Source organism: Pseudundibacterium arcticum (assembly GCF_042646465.1).
GTDB classification, from domain to species: domain Bacteria; phylum Pseudomonadota; class Gammaproteobacteria; order Burkholderiales; family Burkholderiaceae_D; genus Undibacterium_A; species Undibacterium_A arcticum.
The window spans coordinates 159,199-178,579 of the sequence record NZ_JBHRTP010000054.1 but is presented as its reverse complement, the minus strand read 5'-3'; the positions used below and the strand labels follow the sequence as shown (position 1 = coordinate 178,579).

Annotated in this window: 17 protein-coding genes and 1 pseudogene; 9 read left to right on the top strand and 9 right to left on the bottom strand. The window is 60.4% G+C overall.

Annotation, left to right across the window (positions count from 1 at the left end; genetic code table 11):
- The first annotated feature begins 143 nt into the window (after positions 1-143).
- Together ACFOFO_RS17330 and ACFOFO_RS17325 are read left to right on the top strand one after the other, a co-directional pair.
- Complete coding sequence (locus tag ACFOFO_RS17330) at positions 144-1,595, top strand: NAD-dependent succinate-semialdehyde dehydrogenase (RefSeq protein ID WP_390325617.1); 1,452 nt, start codon at positions 144-146, stop codon at positions 1,593-1,595.
- A 14-nt stretch (positions 1,596-1,609) separates the two neighbouring features.
- On the top strand, positions 1,610-2,317 hold the full coding sequence (locus tag ACFOFO_RS17325; RefSeq protein WP_390332155.1) for a GntR family transcriptional regulator: 708 nt from the start codon (positions 1,610-1,612) through the stop codon (positions 2,315-2,317).
- A 31-nt stretch (positions 2,318-2,348) separates the two neighbouring features.
- Here ACFOFO_RS17325 and ACFOFO_RS17320 read toward each other — a convergent pair.
- From ACFOFO_RS17320 to ACFOFO_RS17285, 8 genes and pseudogenes are all read right to left on the bottom strand, one after another.
- A pseudogene (locus tag ACFOFO_RS17320) lies at positions 2,349-2,593 on the bottom strand (transposase); the annotation flags it as partial.
- Positions 2,594-2,626: 33 nt separating this feature from the next.
- Positions 2,627-5,467, bottom strand: coding sequence for an ATP-binding protein (locus ACFOFO_RS17315; RefSeq protein ID WP_390332152.1), 2,841 nt, complete (start codon positions 5,465-5,467; stop codon positions 2,627-2,629).
- A 7-nt stretch (positions 5,468-5,474) separates the two neighbouring features.
- Entirely contained in the window at positions 5,475-6,206 is a 732-nt protein-coding gene (locus ACFOFO_RS17310) for a hypothetical protein (protein ID WP_390325611.1), read from the bottom strand.
- The gene (locus ACFOFO_RS17305) at positions 6,199-7,596 is read right to left on the bottom strand and encodes a hypothetical protein (RefSeq protein ID WP_390325610.1); all 1,398 of its coding nucleotides are present in this window, start codon (positions 7,594-7,596) and stop codon (positions 6,199-6,201) included. Before ACFOFO_RS17305 ends, ACFOFO_RS17310 begins: the two co-directional genes overlap by 8 nt.
- Positions 7,597-7,690: 94 nt before the next feature.
- Positions 7,691-8,458: a hypothetical protein gene (locus ACFOFO_RS17300; RefSeq protein ID WP_390325607.1), complete on the bottom strand. Its 768-nt coding sequence runs from the start codon at positions 8,456-8,458 to the stop codon at positions 7,691-7,693.
- Positions 8,459-8,489: 31 nt separating this feature from the next.
- On the bottom strand, positions 8,490-9,329 hold the full coding sequence (panC, locus tag ACFOFO_RS17295; protein WP_390332150.1) for a pantoate--beta-alanine ligase: 840 nt from the start codon (positions 9,327-9,329) through the stop codon (positions 8,490-8,492).
- A 108-nt stretch (positions 9,330-9,437) separates the two neighbouring features.
- The gene (locus ACFOFO_RS17290) at positions 9,438-10,310 is read right to left on the bottom strand and encodes a segregation and condensation protein A (RefSeq protein WP_390325603.1); all 873 of its coding nucleotides are present in this window, start codon (positions 10,308-10,310) and stop codon (positions 9,438-9,440) included.
- A 43-nt stretch (positions 10,311-10,353) separates the two neighbouring features.
- Entirely contained in the window at positions 10,354-10,563 is a 210-nt protein-coding gene (locus ACFOFO_RS17285) for a DUF3460 family protein (protein WP_390325601.1), read from the bottom strand.
- Positions 10,564-10,690: 127 nt separating this feature from the next.
- Here ACFOFO_RS17285 and bamE point away from each other — a divergent pair, with 127 nt between their 5' ends.
- Positions 10,691-11,203 carry an outer membrane protein assembly factor BamE domain-containing protein gene (bamE, locus tag ACFOFO_RS17280; protein WP_390325599.1) on the top strand — a complete coding sequence of 171 codons (513 nt, stop codon included), beginning with the start codon at positions 10,691-10,693 and terminating at the stop codon, positions 11,201-11,203.
- Positions 11,204-11,623: 420 nt separating this feature from the next.
- Here the strand turns inward: bamE and metG are convergent, their stop codons facing one another.
- Complete coding sequence (gene metG, locus ACFOFO_RS17275) at positions 11,624-13,747, bottom strand: methionine--tRNA ligase (protein ID WP_390325598.1); 2,124 nt, start codon at positions 13,745-13,747, stop codon at positions 11,624-11,626.
- Positions 13,748-13,897: 150 nt separating this feature from the next.
- On the opposite strand from metG, the gene apbC reads away from it, so the two are divergent.
- The 6 genes from apbC (at position 13,898) to ACFOFO_RS17245 (ending at position 19,377) form a co-directional block, all read left to right on the top strand.
- Positions 13,898-14,986 (top strand): iron-sulfur cluster carrier protein ApbC, encoded by a 1,089-nt coding sequence (gene apbC / locus ACFOFO_RS17270; protein ID WP_390325596.1) that lies wholly within the window; start codon positions 13,898-13,900, stop codon positions 14,984-14,986.
- A gap of 225 nt (positions 14,987-15,211) precedes the next feature.
- Complete coding sequence (locus ACFOFO_RS17265) at positions 15,212-15,748, top strand: DUF3305 domain-containing protein (RefSeq protein ID WP_390325594.1); 537 nt, start codon at positions 15,212-15,214, stop codon at positions 15,746-15,748.
- Complete coding sequence (locus tag ACFOFO_RS17260) at positions 15,738-16,340, top strand: DUF3306 domain-containing protein (protein WP_390325591.1); 603 nt, start codon at positions 15,738-15,740, stop codon at positions 16,338-16,340. Before ACFOFO_RS17265 ends, ACFOFO_RS17260 begins: the two co-directional genes overlap by 11 nt.
- Positions 16,337-18,445: a 4Fe-4S binding protein gene (locus ACFOFO_RS17255; RefSeq protein WP_390325589.1), complete on the top strand. Its 2,109-nt coding sequence runs from the start codon at positions 16,337-16,339 to the stop codon at positions 18,443-18,445. Before ACFOFO_RS17260 ends, ACFOFO_RS17255 begins: the two co-directional genes overlap by 4 nt.
- A gap of 11 nt (positions 18,446-18,456) precedes the next feature.
- The gene (locus tag ACFOFO_RS17250; protein ID WP_390328160.1) at positions 18,457-19,071 is read left to right on the top strand and encodes a TorD/DmsD family molecular chaperone; all 615 of its coding nucleotides are present in this window, start codon (positions 18,457-18,459) and stop codon (positions 19,069-19,071) included.
- A 111-nt stretch (positions 19,072-19,182) separates the two neighbouring features.
- Positions 19,183-19,377: a hypothetical protein gene (locus ACFOFO_RS17245; RefSeq protein WP_390332148.1), complete on the top strand. Its 195-nt coding sequence runs from the start codon at positions 19,183-19,185 to the stop codon at positions 19,375-19,377.
- The last annotated feature ends 4 nt before the right edge of the window (positions 19,378-19,381 follow it).

Sequence of the window (19,381 nt, the reverse complement as noted above, 5' to 3'; positions counted from 1 at the left end):
CTTGCGTGAGCATCAAGGCCGATTGAATGTACGGGTGTTAAATCTAAACTCCTATGAGTGTTTTTACATAATTGGCTGCTGCACAAATCCACGGCTGAACTTTTGGCGGCGAGAGCGCTGCCCACGTTAAACTGGAATACCACATGCAAACACTGGGATACAAGGACCTCGTCAAGGAGAGTTGCTACCTGAATGGCGAGTGGATATCGAGCCCGGAGCGGCTCGTCATCCACAATCCCGCCACCGGCGCAATCATCGCGTCAGTGCCCAAGCTGGGTGCAGCGGAAACCCGCGACGCGATTGCGGCGGCCAATCTGGCCGGCCTTACCTGGCGTGCGTTGAGTGGCAACCAACGGGCGATTATTTTGCGCCGCTGGTTCGATCTGGTGATCCTGCACAGCGACGTGCTGGCGCAGATTCTGACCGAGGAAATGGGCAAACCGCTGGCCGAAGCCAAAGCCGAAATCGCCTACGGCGCCAGCTATATCGAATGGTTTTCCGAGGAAGCCAAGCGTATTTACGGCGATGTGATTCCGGCCACGCAATCGGATCAACGTTTGCTGGTGATCAAGCAGCCGGTGGGCGTGGTGGCGGCAATCACGCCGTGGAATTTCCCCAGCGCGATGCTGGCGCGCAAACTGGCGCCGGCACTGGCCGCAGGTTGCACGGTAGTGGCCAAACCGGCAGAGCAAACACCGCTGTCGGCGCTGGCGTTGGCGGTACTGGCGGAACAAGCCGGGATCCCGAAAGGCGTACTCAATATCATCACCGGCGACCCGGTGGCAATTGGCGGTGAATTGACGCGCAATCCGCTGGTGAAAAAGATCACCTTTACCGGTTCGACCGAAATTGGTCGCCTGCTGTTGCGCCAGTCCGCCGATACCGTCAAACGGGTCAGCATGGAGCTGGGCGGCAATGCCCCTTTCATTGTGTTTGAGGATGCCGATCTCGATGCCGCGGTGGACGGCGCGCTCGCTTCCAAGCACCGTAACGCCGGGCAAACCTGCGTTTGCACCAACCGTTTTTATGTGCATGACTTGATTTATGACGCTTTTGTCGCCAAACTGCGCGCCAAAGTGGAAGCTTTGCGTGTCGGTAATGGGCTGAACCTTGAGGTGGAACAGGGGCCGCTGATTGACGAGGCGGCGGTGAGCAAGGTGGAAGCGCACATTAGCGATGCTGTCGCCAAAGGTGCGATAGTCGTCTTGGGCGGCAAGCGCCATGCGCTCGGCGGGACTTTTTTCCAGCCGACCATCTTGAGCAATGTAACGCCTGCGATGAAAATCGCGACCGAAGAAACGTTTGGCCCGGTGGCGCCGATTTTTCGATTTAGCTCCGAGGCCGATGTTGTCAGCCAGGCCAACGCTAGCGAATACGGGCTTGCTTCTTATTTTTACACGCGCGATATCGGCCGGGTCTGGCGTGTGGCGGAGGCGATTGAAGCAGGGATGGTTGGCATCAACACCGGAATCATTTCGACTGAGGTAGCGCCATTTGGCGGCATTAAGCAATCGGGCTACGGGCGCGAAGGTTCCAAATATGGCATCAATGATTATCTGGAAATCAAGTATCTGTGTATTGCTGGCATTGAATAAAGAAGAGGTGATGTATGAACCCCAAGGCTAACTCGATCAAAATAGAACGCACGGCGAAAACCCTGAGAGAGCTATCTCTGGAAAAAATGCGGGAAGCGATCATCAACGGTTACTTTCTACCTGGCCAGCGCCTGATCGAGAGAACACTCTGCGACGAGCTGGGCGTCAGTCGGACCATTGTGCGCGAGGTGCTGCGGCATCTGGAAACGGAAGGGCTGGTGGAAACCGGCTCGCAACAGGGACCGGTGGTGGCAACCCTCGACGTGAGCAAGGTCGCGGAGATTTACGAGATTCGCGCGTTGCTGGAAGGACACGCAGCCAGAGCCTGTGCCGTGTTGGCCAGCGATGAGGTGATCAGGCAGTTGGGTGACTTGATCAACGAAATAGAAAGCGCCTTTGCCGAGCGCGATTTTCAGAAAGTAATGCGTAATACCACCGAGTTTTATGAAGGGATGTTTGTTGGCGGTGGTAAAACAACCTCTTTGGAAATCGTGCAATCGCTCAACGCGCGCATCAACCGCCTGCGTGCAATGACGATCAGCTCCAGTGGCCGCGGTGCCGATGCGGTGTCGGAAATGCGCGCGCTTCTGGATGCGATCCAACATCGGGATCCGGATAAAGCCCACGAAATGTCGGTCGCGCACATTCGTCGGGTTGCTGAGATCGCTATCGCAAAACTACAGGAGGCGAGTCAGGCCAAGCAGGCTGCCGAGGCAGGTTAGGCATCGCACCCATTCATTCACTTGGTCTTCACGGTTTCGGTGGCAACGGCGTGACGCCAGGTGCCCATACGGTCGTTGCTGGCCGAATGCCCACTGCGTAGAGCAAACCCAATTCCGTCATGCCGTCACGAAAGGCAGTTTCGTTTCCATAACCGGCGTCCGCCAATACCACACCTGTCGGCACACCCGATGCGATCGCTCCACGTAGTTGCACCAGCGCGATTTCCGGTTTGGTTGCAAACGTCAGTCCTCAGGTACGCCCGTCTTGTGACGACGTCGACATAGAACAAGCATGCGCATCGTGCCAGATCACGCTCGCCGCTTCACTTCCTCCAGCCGCCGCTGCAACACAAATATCGGCTGCGCCCACGGCGCATCCTTCTTCTTCTTGCTGGTGATCAGCGTCAATTCGGACGGATCGTAGACATCGGTGTTGTGCGTCAGCGGCGTCGTCATCAGATACTGCGCATCGGTATTCTTCAGGAACTGGCCGACCAGCTGGATGTTGCGGATATCGAGATGGGCGAACGGTTCGTCGATGAAGACGAAGCCGCCGGAGCCGTCGTCCGATTTCAGCAGGCCGATCAGCAGGATCAGCGACTTCATCACTTGCTGACCACCGGATGCTTCGCCGTCGTTCATGCCGATCGCGCCCTTGCCGTCGAACTTGAAGCGCACGTGCAGGCCGGCTTGCGCCAGTTGCACGTCGTCGTTTTCCAGCCGCACGCTGTCGGCATGGACCTCGATGCCGGCCAGTTCGCCGAGCTCCTTGATGTTGCGGCTGTAGGTCTTGATGGTGTAGCGCAGCCGCTCGATGTAGGCGCCGCGGGCGTTGCCGGTGGCCTCGATCGCGCGGTTGTTCTGGTAGCGCCGATCGTCCGTTTCTGCTTGCCGGCCCGTCAACTGGGCGTTCATGCGGGCGTGCTGGTCGACCACGGTATCGTTGGTTTCCCAGTCGTCGCGGTCCAGGTTGCTGGTCAGATTCTTGATGCGCAATTCGACCTGATGGGCATTTTGATGGACATCGACCAGCGCCAGGCGGCGTGCCGGACGACGCCAGCTGAACGGCAGGTGGCGCCATGCCCGATGGATTTCCGTCAGCGCCTGCGCATGCTCGCTGCGCGTTTCGCGGCTCTGCTTCTGCGCGTGGGTCAGGTGCGATTCGCTATCGGCCAGCGCTTTTTTAGCACCATGCCAGGCGCCGTCGGCGCGGGTGCGCGCTTCAGTCGCGCTCTTGATCAGGCCGAACAATTCGCCGAGACGGCCACCGACTTCGGTGCGTGCCGCCTTCAGCGGTTGTGCGTTGTGCGTCGCTTCGTCGAACTCGGCCTGGCGTGCGACCAGCTCCTTGGCGGCATCGACACCGGCGATGCGTGCCTTCAGCGCGCTGACTTCACCGGCCAGCTTGCCGATCCTGAGCGTCAGCTGATCTTCTCCCGCTTCCAATGCCGGCAAGCCTTTTTGCAGCGCGGCCAGGCGCTGGTTGCGGCCGGCCTGGCCGAAACGGTAGCGCGATGCCTCGACAAACAGCGAGCGGCCGCCGCGTCGTTCGCGATGGTAGGCCTCGGGTGTGATCCACTCCTGATGGCCGCCTTGCTTATCAGCTTGTTTGATACCGGCTTCGACCGAATCGACGCGGCTGATGCGGGCCAGTTGCTCGATCAGCCAGGACGGTGCGGGGGCGCTGAATTTGACCACCGATAGCAGGCTGTCGTCGTTGCACGACGGCGCATCGACGCGTTCCGGCACGATAAAGTGGCCGTAGCGTTCCTGCTCGCCGATGCGATAGGCGCTGGCGGCATCGCGTGGATGCTCGAGCAGCACCACGGCGGTATAGGCGCGCAGCACGCCTTCGACCGCGCCTTGCCAGCGGGCGTCGGTCACTTCGACGATATCGGGCAGCATCGCGTGCCCGATGCCGGCGTCGCGCAATGCGCGCCGCATGCCGCGCACATGGTCCGGTTCGGGCAGGGCGGTCTTGCTTTCCAGCGCGGCAATGGTGGTCTGGTCGGCGGCGATCCGGGCGGCGATCTTGTCGCGCGCTTGCTTTTGCCGCGCCAGCTCAGTGTCTTTTTGCTCCAGCTCAGCGGCGACATCGGCGATGCCGGCACCGGCGTCGGCCGCCAGTTTTTGCAGGCGCACCTTTTGTTCGAGCAGGCTTTCCTGCGGTTTCAGCTTGCCGTTGATCTCATTGAGTCGCTGCTCGAGCGTTGACTTTTCTGCTTCCAGCGCCGTTTCATGCTGCTGTGCGGCGGTCAACGCCTGCATGCGGCTGGACAGTTCGGCGCGCTTGTCGGACAGCTGCCCGTCCTGCTGCAGCAACGATTTTCTGGTGTCGCGCAGCACCCGGCTGTCGTGCGCGGCGCGCTGGCGGATTTCATGGTACTGCAGGCTTGGCAGGATTTCTTCCTGCAGGTCGCGCCGTTCCTTGTTCAGGCCCTCCCATTGATGGAAACTGGCGACGCGCAGGCGCAGGCCGTCCAGATTGGCTTTCGACAGCTCAAGCTCGGTCTCGAATCTCTGCAGCTCGACTTCGGTGTCGTGCTGATGCCGTTTCGCTTCGTCGTAGGCGTCCAGCACTTCCTTGTCGCCGAACACCTGGAACACCAGGTCGAGTAGCTGACGCGGTGCGTATTCGCACAACTTGTCGGTTTCGCCTTGTTCCAGCGCCAGTACCTTGGCCATCGCCGGTGACAGGCCGGCATTGGCGAGCCGCTTGCGATAGGTTTCGACGCCCAGCCAGTCGCTTGCGTCAGTCACTTCTTCGATCTCGACCACGCCGGCGCGCATCAGGTATTGCCGTTTCCAGTCGCCGCCGTTTTTCTGGATCTGGCAAAACAGCGTGACTTCGTCTTCGCTGAAAAAGCCAGAGCTGCGGAAAGGGCGATTGGACAATTGCCGGCCGACACTCTTGTTATCGACCACCGCCCGCAGCCACGCGCTTTGCTGGCCGGAATGGCGCGCATAGTGCTTGTAGGTACGGCCCATCGAGCAATCGAGCCCGAACAGCGTGCGCAGCGCGTCCAGCAAGGTGGTCTTGCCTGAACCGTTCTGGCCGGCGATGGTGATGATCTTGGCGTCGAGCGGAATGTTCTTGATGCGCTGCCAATAATCCCAGTGCACCATTTCTAGCGATTTGATATGAAACATGGCGGTCTTATTCTGTAATGTGGGCGGCTGTGTGGGCGGCGGTGTCGTCTGCTGAGTCCGAGTCGGCAGCGGTAGCGTTGGCGATCGCCGGCTCGGTGGACGCCAGGGACTTGGTCGCGGCAGGGCCAAAGATTTCCGCCAGCGCACCGTTCAGTATCCGTTCCTTCAGCGTGTCGGTGTCCATCATCAGGTCCAGCAGCGGGCCTTCCAGGATGGCATCACCTTTCTTCTCGATGAAGCCGAGCTTGGCCAGTTGTCCCAGATTCATGTCCATCCGGGTCTTCTTGCCGAGCTTGTCGCCGAAGTCGGCCAGCAGCGCGCGATACGAAATCCCGATCGACGATTCTTCCGCGCTGGGTAGCGGCTTGTCCTTGCCGAACATGTCGTTCTGGTTCTGGTCCGCGTGCTGATGCGCTTCCTGCCGTTCGCGCTTGGGCAGGATGATCTGCGCCCATAGCACTACCAGCAGCGCGACGCCGTCACGCGCCAGGCCGAAATTATTGTTTTGCCAGCTGTCGCGCGCGCCGAAAATCTTCGGTTCGATCTCGCGCGTCAGTGCCAGCGTGACGTGGTCGGCGTAGACGTTGTCGAGCAGTTTCATGCCGCAGCCGAACAGGCGCGCGTCCAGTTCCGCGCGGAACAATTCATCGGACAATGCCCGTCTGACCAGCTTGTCGTCGCGCCGCAGGGTTTGATGCGTCAACAGCCGCGCGATCAGAATTTGTGCATCATCATTCATGCTGCGGCTCCGCTTGTTGGTTCATGGATAGGTTCAGATCAAGGTCCAAATTGCGTATCAGGCTAGCCAGCGAAATGGCGGCGACCTGCGGGTCGTTCAGCGTCATCATGCCGTCGCCGTGCTGCAGCGATACCGGCAAGCGCGCCAGCGCGGCGGTCGCGCCCTGCAATGCGGTCTCGCTGCTGTCGCCCAGCAGTGGCAGCAGCGACGCGCGATACGAGGCGATCGCAAAGCTGGACGGCAGCAGCGCGTCCTGCACCGGCGTCGGCTGCGCTGCGGCGGCGGTGCCGGCAGCGGGCAGCGCAAAGCTGGACAATCGCTCCAGCCAGTCGTCCAGCTCGCGCATCATCGGTACCGCTTCACTGATCGAGACCGGCGCATCGGCGCCGACCGGCAGCACCGAGCTGACGGCAGCGGCGCGGTCCGAAAACAGTTCGGCTTCGGCGACGTCGATCATTTCCGCCGGCGTGATGAACAGCGGCGTGACCGGCTGCGAGACCGCATCGCGCGCCAGCGCCGCCAGGTCGTCCTGCTGCAACAGCCAGGTCTTGATGTCTGTCGTGGACAAGCCGGACTGACCCAGATGTACGCGTTGTCGCTCGATCTGGTTCAGCGCGCGCGAGAACATGCCCTGCATATTGAGCAAGGTGCTCTGGGCCCGGCCGATGGCCTGCGCGGCGCGGTGGGTGGCGGCGTCGGCGCGCGCATCGCTGGTAATCGCATGCACGATCTGCGAGCCTTTTTCGACCCAGTCGCAGGCGGTATTCCATTTTGCCTGGGCCGAGCGCAAGCGAAATTCCGAGCCGGACGCAATCGCATCGCGAAATTCCTCGGTCAGGTCGACCAGCCGCCCGAGCAAATGCTGTAACTGCTCGACCGAGATGCCACCGATCGCTTGCGCACCGGCGACCTGGGACAGCAGGAAACCCATTTCGGCTTCTTCATCGTCTGCCTGGCCCAGCTGCAGCAGGCTATCGATAGCCGACAGCACATTGCGTGCAGTCGGCGTGACCCGATACACGCCTTGCGCCGCGTCCCACGCCAGCAGTTGATGCGAGCGCAGCCGCGCCAACACCGTTTCCAGGCTTTCCGGCTCCAGATACGACAGCTTGAGGTTGATGTCGGCGCGCGAAAATGTCGGCGAATGGGCATCGGCAGCCAGTTCGCGCAGCACCAGCAGACGTACCAGTACGCCGTTGAAACCGCCATGAAACAGGGCGGTGAACGCCTGTAACAGCGGCTGTGCGCGTTTCAGATGAAACACCTGCTCGATCTCGTCGGGCGACACGTCCGCCTTGAAATACGCTTGCAGCGTATCTTGTGGATATTGCGGGTCCGCATCGAGCGCTGCCGGGCTATCTGCTTTGTTATTGTGTGATGTGTTCTGCATACTGAATGTGAGGGGGATGCCTGGTGCTTGGGTCTGGGCCGGTTGCTGCCTGCCACCTGTGTCAATGTAGATGCGGTGTCATTGCACGCCGCAATCAGGTCGGGCGGAAACTGGAAAACGCGGCCTTGAGTTGGTTGATGCGGGCATCGTCCGCGGCGTCGGGACCGAATAGCAGCAACAGGTTGCGGTTACGCAGCATCGCGTGGCTGCCAAGCAGGCCGGTATCGGCTTCCAGTTGCAGGCAGGCAATTTCGGACACGCATTGCAATATGGACATCGGTGCCTGTGACATCGACAACGGCAGGAAGTCGTAAGCCGATACGCCGGTCACGCCGGGCTTCGCCAGCAGTTGTTCGGTGCCTGTGGTGCGGGTCTCGTCGAATTCGCCTTTGATACCGCTTTGATCGAGGTATTTGGCCAATTGGCCGAACACCTGATGATCGTCAATTCTGGCCTGCGCATCGTCCGTCGTGGCTTCGACGCAGGTCGCCAGATCCACATCGTAGTCGGCATCATGCTGCTCCCGGCACCAGCGCTTCATGTCGGCATGGCGCCCGTCCGATTGGGTGGCAACCTGTGCCTGTACCGCCTCTTGGCCGAATAGCAGCGTCTCGATCTGTGCCTGGGTGATCTTCATTCCGACGCCGGCCAGGACAATATTGAGCACCACTACCGCGATGAATGGTGCACGAATCTTGGCTTCGTCATCGTCCCATAGCCGCCAGGCCCAATACAGCGCCGGCACCGCAAAGATGAAAGGCAGGATCGCGCCCAGATTGCTGACGCGCCGGATCCGCAGCACCAGCCATGCCCAGAATGGGATGCCGAGCAAGGACAGCAGGATAAAAATGGCAATTGTCATCGGTTCTCTGTGCTAGCACCCTGACCAGCGGTCAGATTTCCAGATTGTCAATCAGGCGCGTGCCACCCAGCTTGGCGGCAGCCACCACTACCAGCGGTTCGGACTGGGCGATGTCGCCGGCAGCCGGCGGTTGCAGATCGACCCGCTTACGGATCGAGATGTAGTCCGGTTTCCAGCCGCGCTTGCTGAGTCGGTCCATCGCCTCATGCTCCAGCGCGAATACGTCCAGATGGCCGCCGCGCACCTCGTTGGCGACTTCGTTCAGGGTCCGGAACAGGGCCGGCGCTTCGGCGCGCTCGGCTTCGGACAGATACATGTTGCGCGACGACAGTGCCAGCCCGTCATCGGCGCGCCAGGTTTCGGCCGCGATGATCTCGGTCGGTAGTGCGAACTGCTTGCTCATATTGCGCACGATCATCAGCTGCTGATAATCCTTCTTGCCGAACACGGCCACGCGCGGCTGCACGCACGCAAACAGCTTGAGCACGACCGTGGTCACGCCGGTGAAAAAGCCGGGACGGAATTCGCCCTCAAGGATATTGCCGATGCCATCCGGCGGATTCACGCGAAATTCCTGCGGTTCCGGGTACAGGTCTTTTTCGGTCGGCGCAAACAGCACGTAGACGCCTTCCTTTTCCAGTTTTTCGACGTCGGCCTGGAAGGTGCGCGGATATTTGTCGAAATCTTCATTCGGTCCGAATTGCAGGCGATTGACGAAGATCGACGCAACGATTGGATCGCCATGCTTGCGCGCCAGGCGCATCAGCGACAGGTGGCCTTCATGCAGATTGCCCATGGTGGGTACGAATACGGTGCGCAGCTGTCCGCGCAACTGGTCGCGTAATTCTTCAATCGAGGAGATGATTTTCATGGTCTCGCCTTCATGCGATGAGCTTGGATAATGTGGCCCCTGCCGAGCACGTGTCAGCTGCAAAATCAGCTGTCATGGCGGCAGGAAGGAATAAATAATGAGCCGGCATCAGTCCGGTGAATAGGCCAGCCGCACGTAGATCGGTGCGAACGGCTCGGCCTGGGTGATTTCAATCAGTGTCTCTTTCGCCAGTTCGAGCAGCGCGATGAAATTGACGACCACTACCGGTACCCCGCGCGTCGGGTCGAACAGATCGGAGAATTCGACGAACCGGGCCGATTGCAACTGGCGCAGGATGGCCGACATATGTTCGCGTACCGACAGTTCCTGGCGGCTGATCTTGTGGTGCTGGGTCAGCTTCGCACGTTTCAGCAGATCGGCCCAGGCCGACTGCAGATCCACCACATCGACATCCGGCCAGCGCGGTATCAGGCTTTGCTCGATAAAAATCTGGGTGCGAACGAAATCGCGGCCGAGTTGCGGCAGTGTGTTGATGTCCTGCGCGGCCAGTTTCATCTGCTCGTATTCCAGCAGCCTGCGCACCAGTTCGGCACGCGGGTCGCCGACCTCGTCGCCGGCATCGGCTTTGCGAGCCGGTAGCAGCATGCGCGATTTGATTTCTATCAGCATCGCGGCCATCAGCAGATATTCGGCTGCCAGTTCCAGATTGTGGACGCGGATCTGGTCGACGTACTTCAGATATTGCAGCGTAACCTGCGCCATCGGAATGTCGAGGATATTGAAATTTTGCTTGCGGATCAGATATAGCAGCAGGTCCAGCGGACCCTCGAACGCTTCCAGGAATACTTCCAGCGCGTCGGGTGGAATGTACAAGTCGTTCGGCAGCTTGAACAACGGCTCGCCGTACAACCGGGCAAAACCGATGCCATCGACCACGTCGGGAGTCGAGTCGCGCGCTCCCAACGGCGCCAGCGCGGCGGCGTCCGCGGTCAGCTCGGTCCTGTCTACGGTGGTTGTCACACTAATGCAATCTCAGATGCGGTCGGTGCCCGATCGGCCGGGATCAGAGCTTGTTCTGGTAAACGTAGGCTTGTTGCTGCACGCTTGACTCGTTGGCGCGCTCCTGCGTGTCGAGTCCGATCGGGGCCTTGTCCCACAGCAGGGCGCGGCCGAGGCGCTGCGATTCTTCCAGACCGGGTCTTTCCTGCTTGAGTTGCTTGATGAACAGGGTGATTTCCGACTCATATCCCTTGAATTGCTTGCTGAGTTTCATGTTGTATTTGATAGCATGGTGAGAGCAGACGCCATTCTACCCTGTCTTATGACCATATTTGAGCCACGCAGACGGTGCCGGCAGTTTCTATTCCGGGCGTGGCGCTGCATCTTATCAAGGGGATAACATGAATCGATGGAAACGGGGCGTTTTGGCGCTGGCGAGCGTGATTCTGGTGGTCGCCTGCGATCAACGAGGACGTTTCCCTGAGGAGGTCGGATTGGACCAGCTGGAAAAAGGGATTTCGGGCGAATCCGACGTGCGGATGGTGATGGGGCCGCCGGAAACCGTATGGGAAGAGGAGGACGGCGCCCGCACGCTGGAATATCCGAAAGGCCCGGCCGGCCACCGCACCTGGATGTTTACCATCGACCAATACGGCAAGTTGCAGGATTACCAGCAGGTGCTGACCGATGAAAACTTCGCCAACATCCGGACCGGGATGAGCAAGGAGGAGGTCCGTCGGCTGCTCGGCAAGCCACGTACTATCGTCGAATTCAAGCTGAAGAACGAGGAGGTCTGGGATTGGCGCTATCTGCACCAGAGCACGGAACCCCGGTTTTTCAACGTGCATTTTGACATCGACAGCCGGCAGGTAACACGGACTTCGTCGTCGGAGGATCGCGCGGCCGGGCATTGATGCCTGATGCGCGAAAGATCAATATACTCCCGGAGAAATTGCCTTGTCCAGCACAGAAAACTTCAATGAATTGGATATACTGGCTTTTTTTTGATTTATCGTCACTGTTCAGCCCGCCATGACGGGTTGAATGATTGCTACACAAAAGGCCGTTCGACCTGAGTAGGCCCGTTCGCCCTGAGTAGCGAAGCGTATCGAAGGGAGCGTATCGAAGGGAGCGTATCGAAGGCTGGGCAGCCTTCGATACGCCCGATGGGCTACTCAGGACGAACGGCTGGTTGGGATTGCTAAATCATCGCTAGCTGCGGCTGAATAGTTACACCTTGCCGGCCCACGCGACACGCGGCACGCGTCAGGTCGGCGATCAAGTGAGCGTCGCCGCTCTCGGCCGGACGCACCAGAATGCGCATCACCCCGTCTCTAGCGCACTCGCATGCCCGGCGCGGCGCCCGGCCATGGGTTCAGGATGTAGATGCCGGGATTGGCTTTTTCGTCGGCGGCGGAAGCCGCCAGCACCATGCCTTCCGACACGCCGAACTTCATCTTGCGCGGCGCCAGGTTGGCCACCATGATGGTCAGCTTGCCGATCAGGTCTTCCGGCCGGTAGCCCGATTTGATGCCGGAGAACACGTTGCGATGCCGTCCCTCGCCGACATCGAGCGTCAGACGCAACAGCTTGTCGGAGCCGTCGACGTGCTCGCAATTGACGATCTGGGCGATGCGCAGGTCGATCTTGGCAAAATCATCCAGCTTAATCTCGGGGGCGAGTGCTTCAATCGCCTCGCCGTTCTCACCTTCCCCTTCTGAGGGGGAAGGCCGGGATGGGGGTGCGGCCGCCGCACTAGGGAGAGACTCCGGCATCTCGAACAACGCATCCAGCATCTTCGGATCAACCCGCTGCATCAGGTGTGCATAGGCATTGACCTGGTGGCCGTGCGGCAACGGATGCAGTACGTCCTCCCATTGCATCGGCGCCAGGTTCAGCAGGGCTTCGACCTGTTTCGCCAATTCCGGCAATACCGGCTTCAGGAAAATCGTCAGAATTCGGAACGCTTCGAGCAGGCGACTGCAGACTTCGTGCAGCTTGTCGTTGTTGGCGGCGTCCTTCGCCAGTTCCCACGGCTTGTTGGCATCGACATAGGCATTGACGATATCGGCCTGATCCATCACCGCGCGCAGCGCCTTGCCGAATTCGCGGTGGTCATACAGCGCCTGAATCTCGCCCGCCGCGCTACGCAGCGTGGCCAGGAAAGGATCGGCCCCGGTGGCCCATTGCGACGCGATTTTGCCGTCGAATTTCTTGGCGATGAAGCCGGCCGAGCGGCTCGCGATATTGACGAACTTGCCGATCAGATCGCTATTGACCCGCGCCACAAAATCGTCCGGGTTGAAGTCCACATCCTCGACCTTGGCACTGAGCTTGGCCGCAATGTAATACCGCAGCCATTCCGGATTCATGCCGATGTCGAGATAGCGTAGCGGCGAGATGCCGGTGCCGCGCGATTTCGACATCTTCTCGCCGGAGACCGTGATGAAGCCGTGCACGAAAATATTGTCCGGCGTTTTCAGTCCGGCAAAGTGCAGCATCGCCGGCCAGAACAGCGTGTGGAAATAGGTGATGTCCTTGCCGATGAAGTGGTACTGCTCGGTGCTCGGATCAGCCATGAAGGCGTCGAAGTCGCGTCCGGTCTTGTTGAAGTAATTTTTCAGCGAAGCCAGGTAGCCGACCGGCGCGTCGAGCCAGACGTAGAAATATTTGCCCGGCTCGTCCGGAATCTCGATGCCGAAGTAGGGCGCATCGCGGCTGATGTCCCAGTCGCCCAGGCCATGTTTCACGGTGCCATCATCGCTATCCTTGTCCTCCAGCCATTCGCGCGCCTTGTTGGCGATTTCCGGCTGCAGTCGCGGTTTGCCGTCGACATCGCCGAGCGCCCAGCCGCGCAGAAATTCGACGCATTGCGGGTCGGACAGCTTGAAGAAGAAGTGCTCGGACGACTTCATCACCGGCGTCGCGCCGGTCAGCGTCGAGTACGGGTTCTTCAGGTCGGTCGGCGCGTAGACTGCGCTGCAGACTTCACAGGAGTCGCCGTATTGGTCCTTGGCACCGCAGGTCGGGCATTCGCCCTTGATGTAGCGATCCGGCAGGAACATGCTCTTGACCGGGTCGTAGAACTGTTCCACCGTTTTGCTGGTGATGAAACCGGCTGCCTTCAGCCGGCGATAGATGTCGCGCGACAGCTCGTGGTTTTCCGGGCCGTCGGTCGAGTGCCAGTTGTCGAAGCCGATATGGAAGCCGTCGAGGTACTGCTTGCGGCCAGCCGCGATCTCGGCAACGAATTCCTGCGGCGTGACGCCGGCTTTTTCGGCCGCGATCATGATCGGCGCGCCGTGCGCATCGTCGGCGCACACAAAATTGACTTCATGGCCCTGCATTCGCTGGAACCGCACCCAGATGTCGGCCTGGATGTATTCCATGATGTGACCGATATGAAACGCGCCATTGGCGTAGGGGAGGGCAGTGGTAACGAACAGCTTGCGGGTCATGGTTAATGCGCTTCCAGCGAGTAAAACAAGCATTTTACCAGCCGAAACGCCGAAAACGCATGGATAGCCGGCACCGGACCCCCGGCGCCACGAGAGTGTGCCGCAGCGGCGGAATTGCGCTAGACTTGGTGATCACATCCGGAGACATTCATGAGCGTCACAGTAGAAGCGGTCAAGCAAGCCCTGTCCACAGTTATCGATCCCAACACCAATAAAGACTTCGTCAGCAGCAAATCCGCCAAAAACATCCAGATCGACGGCGCCGATGTCGCGCTCGAGATCGAGCTCGGTTATCCGGCCAAGAGCCAGTTCGACGGCATCCGTAAAAGCGTGATCGCTGCGCTGCGCGCCATTCCCGGCATCGGCAACGTCAGCGTCGATGTTCACAGCAAGGTCATTACCCACACCGTGCAGCGCGGCGTCAAGCTGTTGCCGAACGTGAAGAACATCATCGCCATCGCTTCCGGCAAGGGCGGCGTCGGCAAATCAACCACCGCAGTCAACCTGGCGCTGGCGCTGGCCGCCGAAGGCGCTTCGGTCGGCATTCTGGACGCCGACATTTACGGCCCGTCGCAGCCGATGATGATGGGTATCTCCGGCCGCCCCGAGACCATCGATGGCAAGACCATGGAGCCGCTGGAAAACCACGGCCTGCAGGTCTCCTCGATCGGTTTCATGATCGACCCCGATGAACCGATGGTGTGGCGCGGCCCGATCGTGACGCAGGCGCTCACGCAATTGCTGGAACAGACCAACTGGCGCGACCTGGATTACCTGATCGTCGACATGCCGCCCGGCACCGGCGATATCCAGCTGACGCTGTCGCAGAAGGTGCCGGTCACCGGCGCCGTCATCGTCACCACGCCGCAGGACATCGCCTTGCTCGACGCCCGCAAGGGCCTGAAGATGTTCGAGAAGGTCGACATCCCGATCCTCGGCGTGGTCGAAAACATGAGCACCCATATCTGCACCAATTGTGGCCATGCCGAGCCGATCTTCGGTGCCGGCGGCGGTGAGAAGATGTGCGCCGAATATGGCGTCGAGTTCCTCGGCGGCCTGCCGCTGACGATGTCGATCCGGCAACAGACCGATACCGGCAAGCCGACCGTGGTGGCCGACCCGGACGGCCCGGTCGCAGCGATTTACAAAACAATCGCGCGCAAGCTGGCGGTCAAGGTGGCGGAAAAGGCCAAGGACATGAGCAGCAAGTTTCCGAGTATCGTTATCAAGAACGACTGATCGCTGGAGGTGGCCTCGGCCATCTTCCACCTGCCTTTGAAGGGAGAATGACGAGCGCTGAGGCCGGCAAGCGACCAGCACGGCGCGCAACATGCAGGAGTCACGGCAATCATGCGCCAAGGTGGATGCGGTGCGCAGAAGCTTTATGCCTGCAACACCGCATACAACAAGGCGTAGCTCTTTTGGTATCAATGTGTCCTCACCCAAAAAGGCATATCGAACATCATGGAGACAGAGGCAATCACCGTCGGTGTCGTTATGCAGCGCCGCTCGCTGCATAACCGCTGGCAGTCGCAGCAATGGCGACCGCTGGAAGTGACCAGTGATCTGGGGGCCGCGCAGCGCAGCGCACTTTGTTTGCGCAACGGCAGTGCGGATGGCGACGTCGGCGATGACATGCGCTGGCTTTTTCCCGGCTTCGACATCAAGCTGTTCAGCGACGAGGCGGAAGGGTATTTCCTCAATATCAGCGCCGCGTTGCCATGCTGGTTCATAATGTGGCGCATGGAGCCGATCGATGACCTCGATGTCGCCGTGCCCAAGACTGTCACGCTGTCCTACAACGAGGCTGCGCGGCTGATGGATGGCGGCGAGCAGGTCGACACCTTGCCCGCGTCGTCCGACATCATCGAATGGCTGGCCGCGTTTGTCGCCGAGCACTACCGCCCGGAACCGAAACACAAACGCAAGAAGCCGTCGTTCGAGGGCGGCGCTGCGGTGGAGCAGATGGCCAAGGCGGAAGGAAGCGGCCATGGCGGCTGAGCATTTCTTCACTCGCTGGGCCAAGCCCAAGCCGCCGCTGCCCGATGGCGGCGACCTCGCGGCTTCGAATCCCATACCGCGCCCCACGGCGTCGACCGCCGAACCAACCGCACCCGGCGCGCGAGCGCTGCCGACGCTCGACGATGTTGCCGGCCTGCACCAGGATTCGGACTTCTCGCCGTTTCTGGCGCAAGGCGTCGATGAAACAGTCAAGCGCTCTGCATTGAAAAAATTGTTCACCAATCCACATTTCAATGTGATGGACGGCCTCGATACCTATATCGACGATTACGGCAAGGCCGATCCGATGCCACCCGGCATGCTGGCCGCCCTGAATCATGCAAAAGCGCTACTCGACCCGCTGGCGCAATTGACGGCGCCATTGTCGCAGCTGACTTCGCTGTTGCCGGCGCCGGCTTCCGTGTCGGCCGGCGCTGCGGTTGCGGCGGACGCAAGCGGGGCAGAGCCGGCCGATACGCCCACGCCGTCCGAACCGGATACGTCGTCGATTACCGCCTCCGACGATCCGCCGCCATCGACATTTCCTGCCACCTCCAATCACGCCGAAATCAAGCCAAAAGGCGCTGCATGAGCACACAATTCAAGGTCTGTAGCTGCAACCGGTCGATGCCGCTGGATGCCGCGGCCGGCGCCAAATTGGGCGAGGCGCTCGGCACCGGCGCGCTACCGGTCGCCAGCGAGTTGTGCCGGCGCGAGCTTGGTTCCTATTTGCAGCCGCTGCAAGGGGGCGACGATGTGGTCGTCGCCTGCACCCAGGAGCGTGCGCTATTTACCGAACTGGCGCAGCAAAAACAGGCGGTCGCCACGATCCGGTTCGTCAATATCCGCGAAACTGGCGGCTGGGGCGCCGACGCGAAGCAGGCATTGCCGAAGATGGCGGCGCTGCTGGCTGTGGCGGCCTTGCCCGACCCGGAGCCGGTGCCGGTGGTCGGCTACGAATCAGGCGGCCATGTGTTAATCGTCGGGCCAGCCGCGCGGACGCTGCCGTGGGCCAGGCGTCTTGCATCGCAGCTCGATGTGAGCGTGCTGCTGACCGACGGCCGCTCCGACGAAATATTGCAGGACCGTTCATTCCCGATATTTTCCGGTCACAAGGTCCGTATCGGAGGCTGGCTCGGCGCTTTTAAGGTTTCCTGGCAGCAGGCCAATCCGATCGACCTGGAAACCTGTACGCGCTGCAATGCCTGCGTCGACGCCTGCCCGGAACAGGCGATCGATCTGACTTACCAGATCGACCTGGATAAATGCAAGTCGCACCGCGATTGCGTCAAGGCCTGCGGGCCGATCGGCGCGATCGATTTCATGCGCGAGGCGACCGACCGCAGCGGCGAATTCGACCTGATTTTCGATTTGTCGGAGGCGCCGACGATAGCGTTGCACCAGCCGCCGCAAGGTTACTTCGCGCCGGGCGCCGATCCGACGCGCCAGCTCAACGATGTGCTGAAATTGACGCAGCTGGTCGGCGAATTCGAAAAGCCCAAATTTTTCAGCTACAAGGATTCGTTGTGCGTCCATAGCCGCAACGAAAAAATCGGCTGCAACGCCTGCATCGAGGTCTGTTCGGCCGCGGCAGTCAGCCATCATGGCAATCACGTGACGGTCAATCCTCATCTATGCGTCGGTTGCGGCGCCTGCACCACCGTATGCCCGTCAGGCGCGCTGACCTATGCCTACCCGCGCGCACCGGACCTCGGGCTGCGGCTGAAAACTCTGCTGTCGACCTATGCCAAGGCAGGCGGCACCCAGGCCGCATTATTGTTCCACAGCAAGGAGCAGGGCGCAGACCTGATCGGGCGCTTGGGGCGCATGGTAGCGCGCGGTGGCAAGGGCGTGCCGGCCCGCGTGATTCCGGTCGACCTGCAGCACACCGCCTCGACCGGCATCGATCTATGGCTCAGCGCGGTCGCTTATGGTGCGGCCAATGTGGCGGTGCTGCTGACCGACGAAGAGGCGCCGCAATACGTCGCTGCGCTGACGCAGCAGATGCAGGTTGCGCAGGCGATCCTGACCGGCCTCGGTTATGCGGGAACGCACCTGCAGCTGATCCGCGCTACCACCCCGGTGCAACTGGAGAGTGCGCTGCACGGCTTGCAACCGGCGCAGGCGCCGGTGGCCCGCGCCGTGTTCAACGTGGCGGCGGAAAAGCGCACCACGCTCGATTTTGTATTGGAACACTTGCTGGACTGCGCACCGCACCAGCCCGAAGAAATCGCGTTGCCAGCGGGCGCCTTGTACGGTACGGTCAGCGTCAATAAAGCCACCTGCACGCTCTGTATGTCGTGCGTCGGCGCCTGTCCGGCATCGGCCCTGATGGACAACCCGGCCTCGCCGCAGCTGCGTTTTCTGGAAAAGAACTGCGTGCAATGCGGGCTGTGCGAGAAGACCTGCCCGGAGTCCGCGATCACGTTGACGCCCCGGCTGCTGCTGACCGATGTCGCGAAGCAGGCGCGGGTGCTGAACGAGGCGCAGCCGCATCACTGCATACGCTGCAACAAGCCGTTCGGCACGCTCCAAATGATCGACAACATGCTGGCCAAACTTGCGGCGCACAGTGCGTTTTCGGGCAACCTGGACCGGATCCGGATGTGCGCCGACTGCCGCGTGATCGACATGATGGAAAACAAGAACGAGACATTGATTACACCATCGATCAGTGAATTGAAGCGCCAGCGTTGACCAGGGATCAAATGACCACCAGCCAGCCACTGAAATTCGAAACCCCCGATCACGGCGAAGAAACCGCGCGCGCCGACCTGTACGGTCTGCTGGCAAGCCTGTTCTATGCGCCGCCGCCGCAGGCCTTGCTCGATACGCTGGCGACGGCGCCGGCGAGTGGTTATGCTGTGCTGCAGCATGGTTGGCGCGGCTTGGTAGAGGCCTGCCGCGAGCTGAGCGCCGAGGCGGTACGCGACGAGTATGAGGCACTGTTCATCGGTGTCGGCAAGCCCGAGATATTCTTGTACGGCTCTTACTATTTGTCCGGCTTCCTGATGGAAAAGCCGCTGATTGCGCTGCGCAACGACTTGGCGCAACTGGGTCTGCAAAAGGCGGACACCGTGATCGAGAGCGAGGATCATTTCGCCACCTTGTGCGAGGTGATGCGGTATTTGATCGCATCTGACGACGTGCTTCAGGCCAACCTGGCGATTCAGAAGAATTTTTTTGCGACGCATCTGCAGCCATGGGTGCAGGAGTTGTGCACGGCCTTGGAAAGTCACCCGCAAGCCAGGTTTTATGCTGCAGTAGCACATTTGACCCGGATTTTTTTCGACATCGAGATGCAGGCGTTTGATATGGAATAGATAAGATTGTCAATTGTGTGTAATAGATTAAAAATTGTGCTAGATTGAAAAAATCTGGGAAATTGCAAATTTGGAAATGGCCTGACTGATGTCCTATCCATTGGGGGCAGTATGGAAGAAGTACGCAAGACGACGCGTCGCAGCTTCTTCGGCGGACTCGGGCTGCTGGCTGCCGCGGGCGCCGCGCTGAAACTGAGTCCTGCACTGGTCGCGAGCGATGCAACGTCGCCGCAGACCGAGCCTGAAGGCAAAAGCTATCGCCTGACCGAACACATCAAAAAGTACTACCGCACCACCACCATTTAAATCG

Excerpts from the sequence above, each read along its gene's own strand:
- panC (WP_390332150.1), bottom strand. The coding sequence starts at position 9,329 with ATGAAAATCATCTCCTCGATTGAAGAATTACGCGACCAGTTGCGCGGA.
- ACFOFO_RS17260 (WP_390325591.1), top strand. The coding sequence starts at position 15,738 with ATGGCGGCTGAGCATTTCTTCACTCGCTGGGCCAAGCCCAAGCCGCCG.
- ACFOFO_RS17285 (WP_390325601.1), bottom strand. The coding sequence starts at position 10,563 with ATGAAACTCAGCAAGCAATTCAAGGGATATGAGTCGGAAATCACCCTG.
- ACFOFO_RS17310 (WP_390325611.1), bottom strand. The coding sequence starts at position 6,206 with ATGAATGATGATGCACAAATTCTGATCGCGCGGCTGTTGACGCATCAA.
- apbC (WP_390325596.1), top strand. The coding sequence starts at position 13,898 with ATGAGCGTCACAGTAGAAGCGGTCAAGCAAGCCCTGTCCACAGTTATC.
- metG (WP_390325598.1), bottom strand. The coding sequence starts at position 13,747 with ATGACCCGCAAGCTGTTCGTTACCACTGCCCTCCCCTACGCCAATGGC.
- ACFOFO_RS17325 (WP_390332155.1), top strand. The coding sequence starts at position 1,610 with ATGAACCCCAAGGCTAACTCGATCAAAATAGAACGCACGGCGAAAACC.
- ACFOFO_RS17315 (WP_390332152.1), bottom strand. The coding sequence starts at position 5,467 with ATGTTTCATATCAAATCGCTAGAAATGGTGCACTGGGATTATTGGCAG.
- ACFOFO_RS17265 (WP_390325594.1), top strand. The coding sequence starts at position 15,212 with ATGGAGACAGAGGCAATCACCGTCGGTGTCGTTATGCAGCGCCGCTCG.
- ACFOFO_RS17330 (WP_390325617.1), top strand. The coding sequence starts at position 144 with ATGCAAACACTGGGATACAAGGACCTCGTCAAGGAGAGTTGCTACCTG.
- ACFOFO_RS17245 (WP_390332148.1), top strand. The coding sequence starts at position 19,183 with ATGGAAGAAGTACGCAAGACGACGCGTCGCAGCTTCTTCGGCGGACTC.
- ACFOFO_RS17250 (WP_390328160.1), top strand. The coding sequence starts at position 18,457 with ATGACCACCAGCCAGCCACTGAAATTCGAAACCCCCGATCACGGCGAA.
- ACFOFO_RS17305 (WP_390325610.1), bottom strand. The coding sequence starts at position 7,596 with ATGCAGAACACATCACACAATAACAAAGCAGATAGCCCGGCAGCGCTC.
- bamE (WP_390325599.1), top strand. The coding sequence starts at position 10,691 with ATGAATCGATGGAAACGGGGCGTTTTGGCGCTGGCGAGCGTGATTCTG.
- ACFOFO_RS17300 (WP_390325607.1), bottom strand. The coding sequence starts at position 8,458 with ATGACAATTGCCATTTTTATCCTGCTGTCCTTGCTCGGCATCCCATTC.
- ACFOFO_RS17255 (WP_390325589.1), top strand. The coding sequence starts at position 16,337 with ATGAGCACACAATTCAAGGTCTGTAGCTGCAACCGGTCGATGCCGCTG.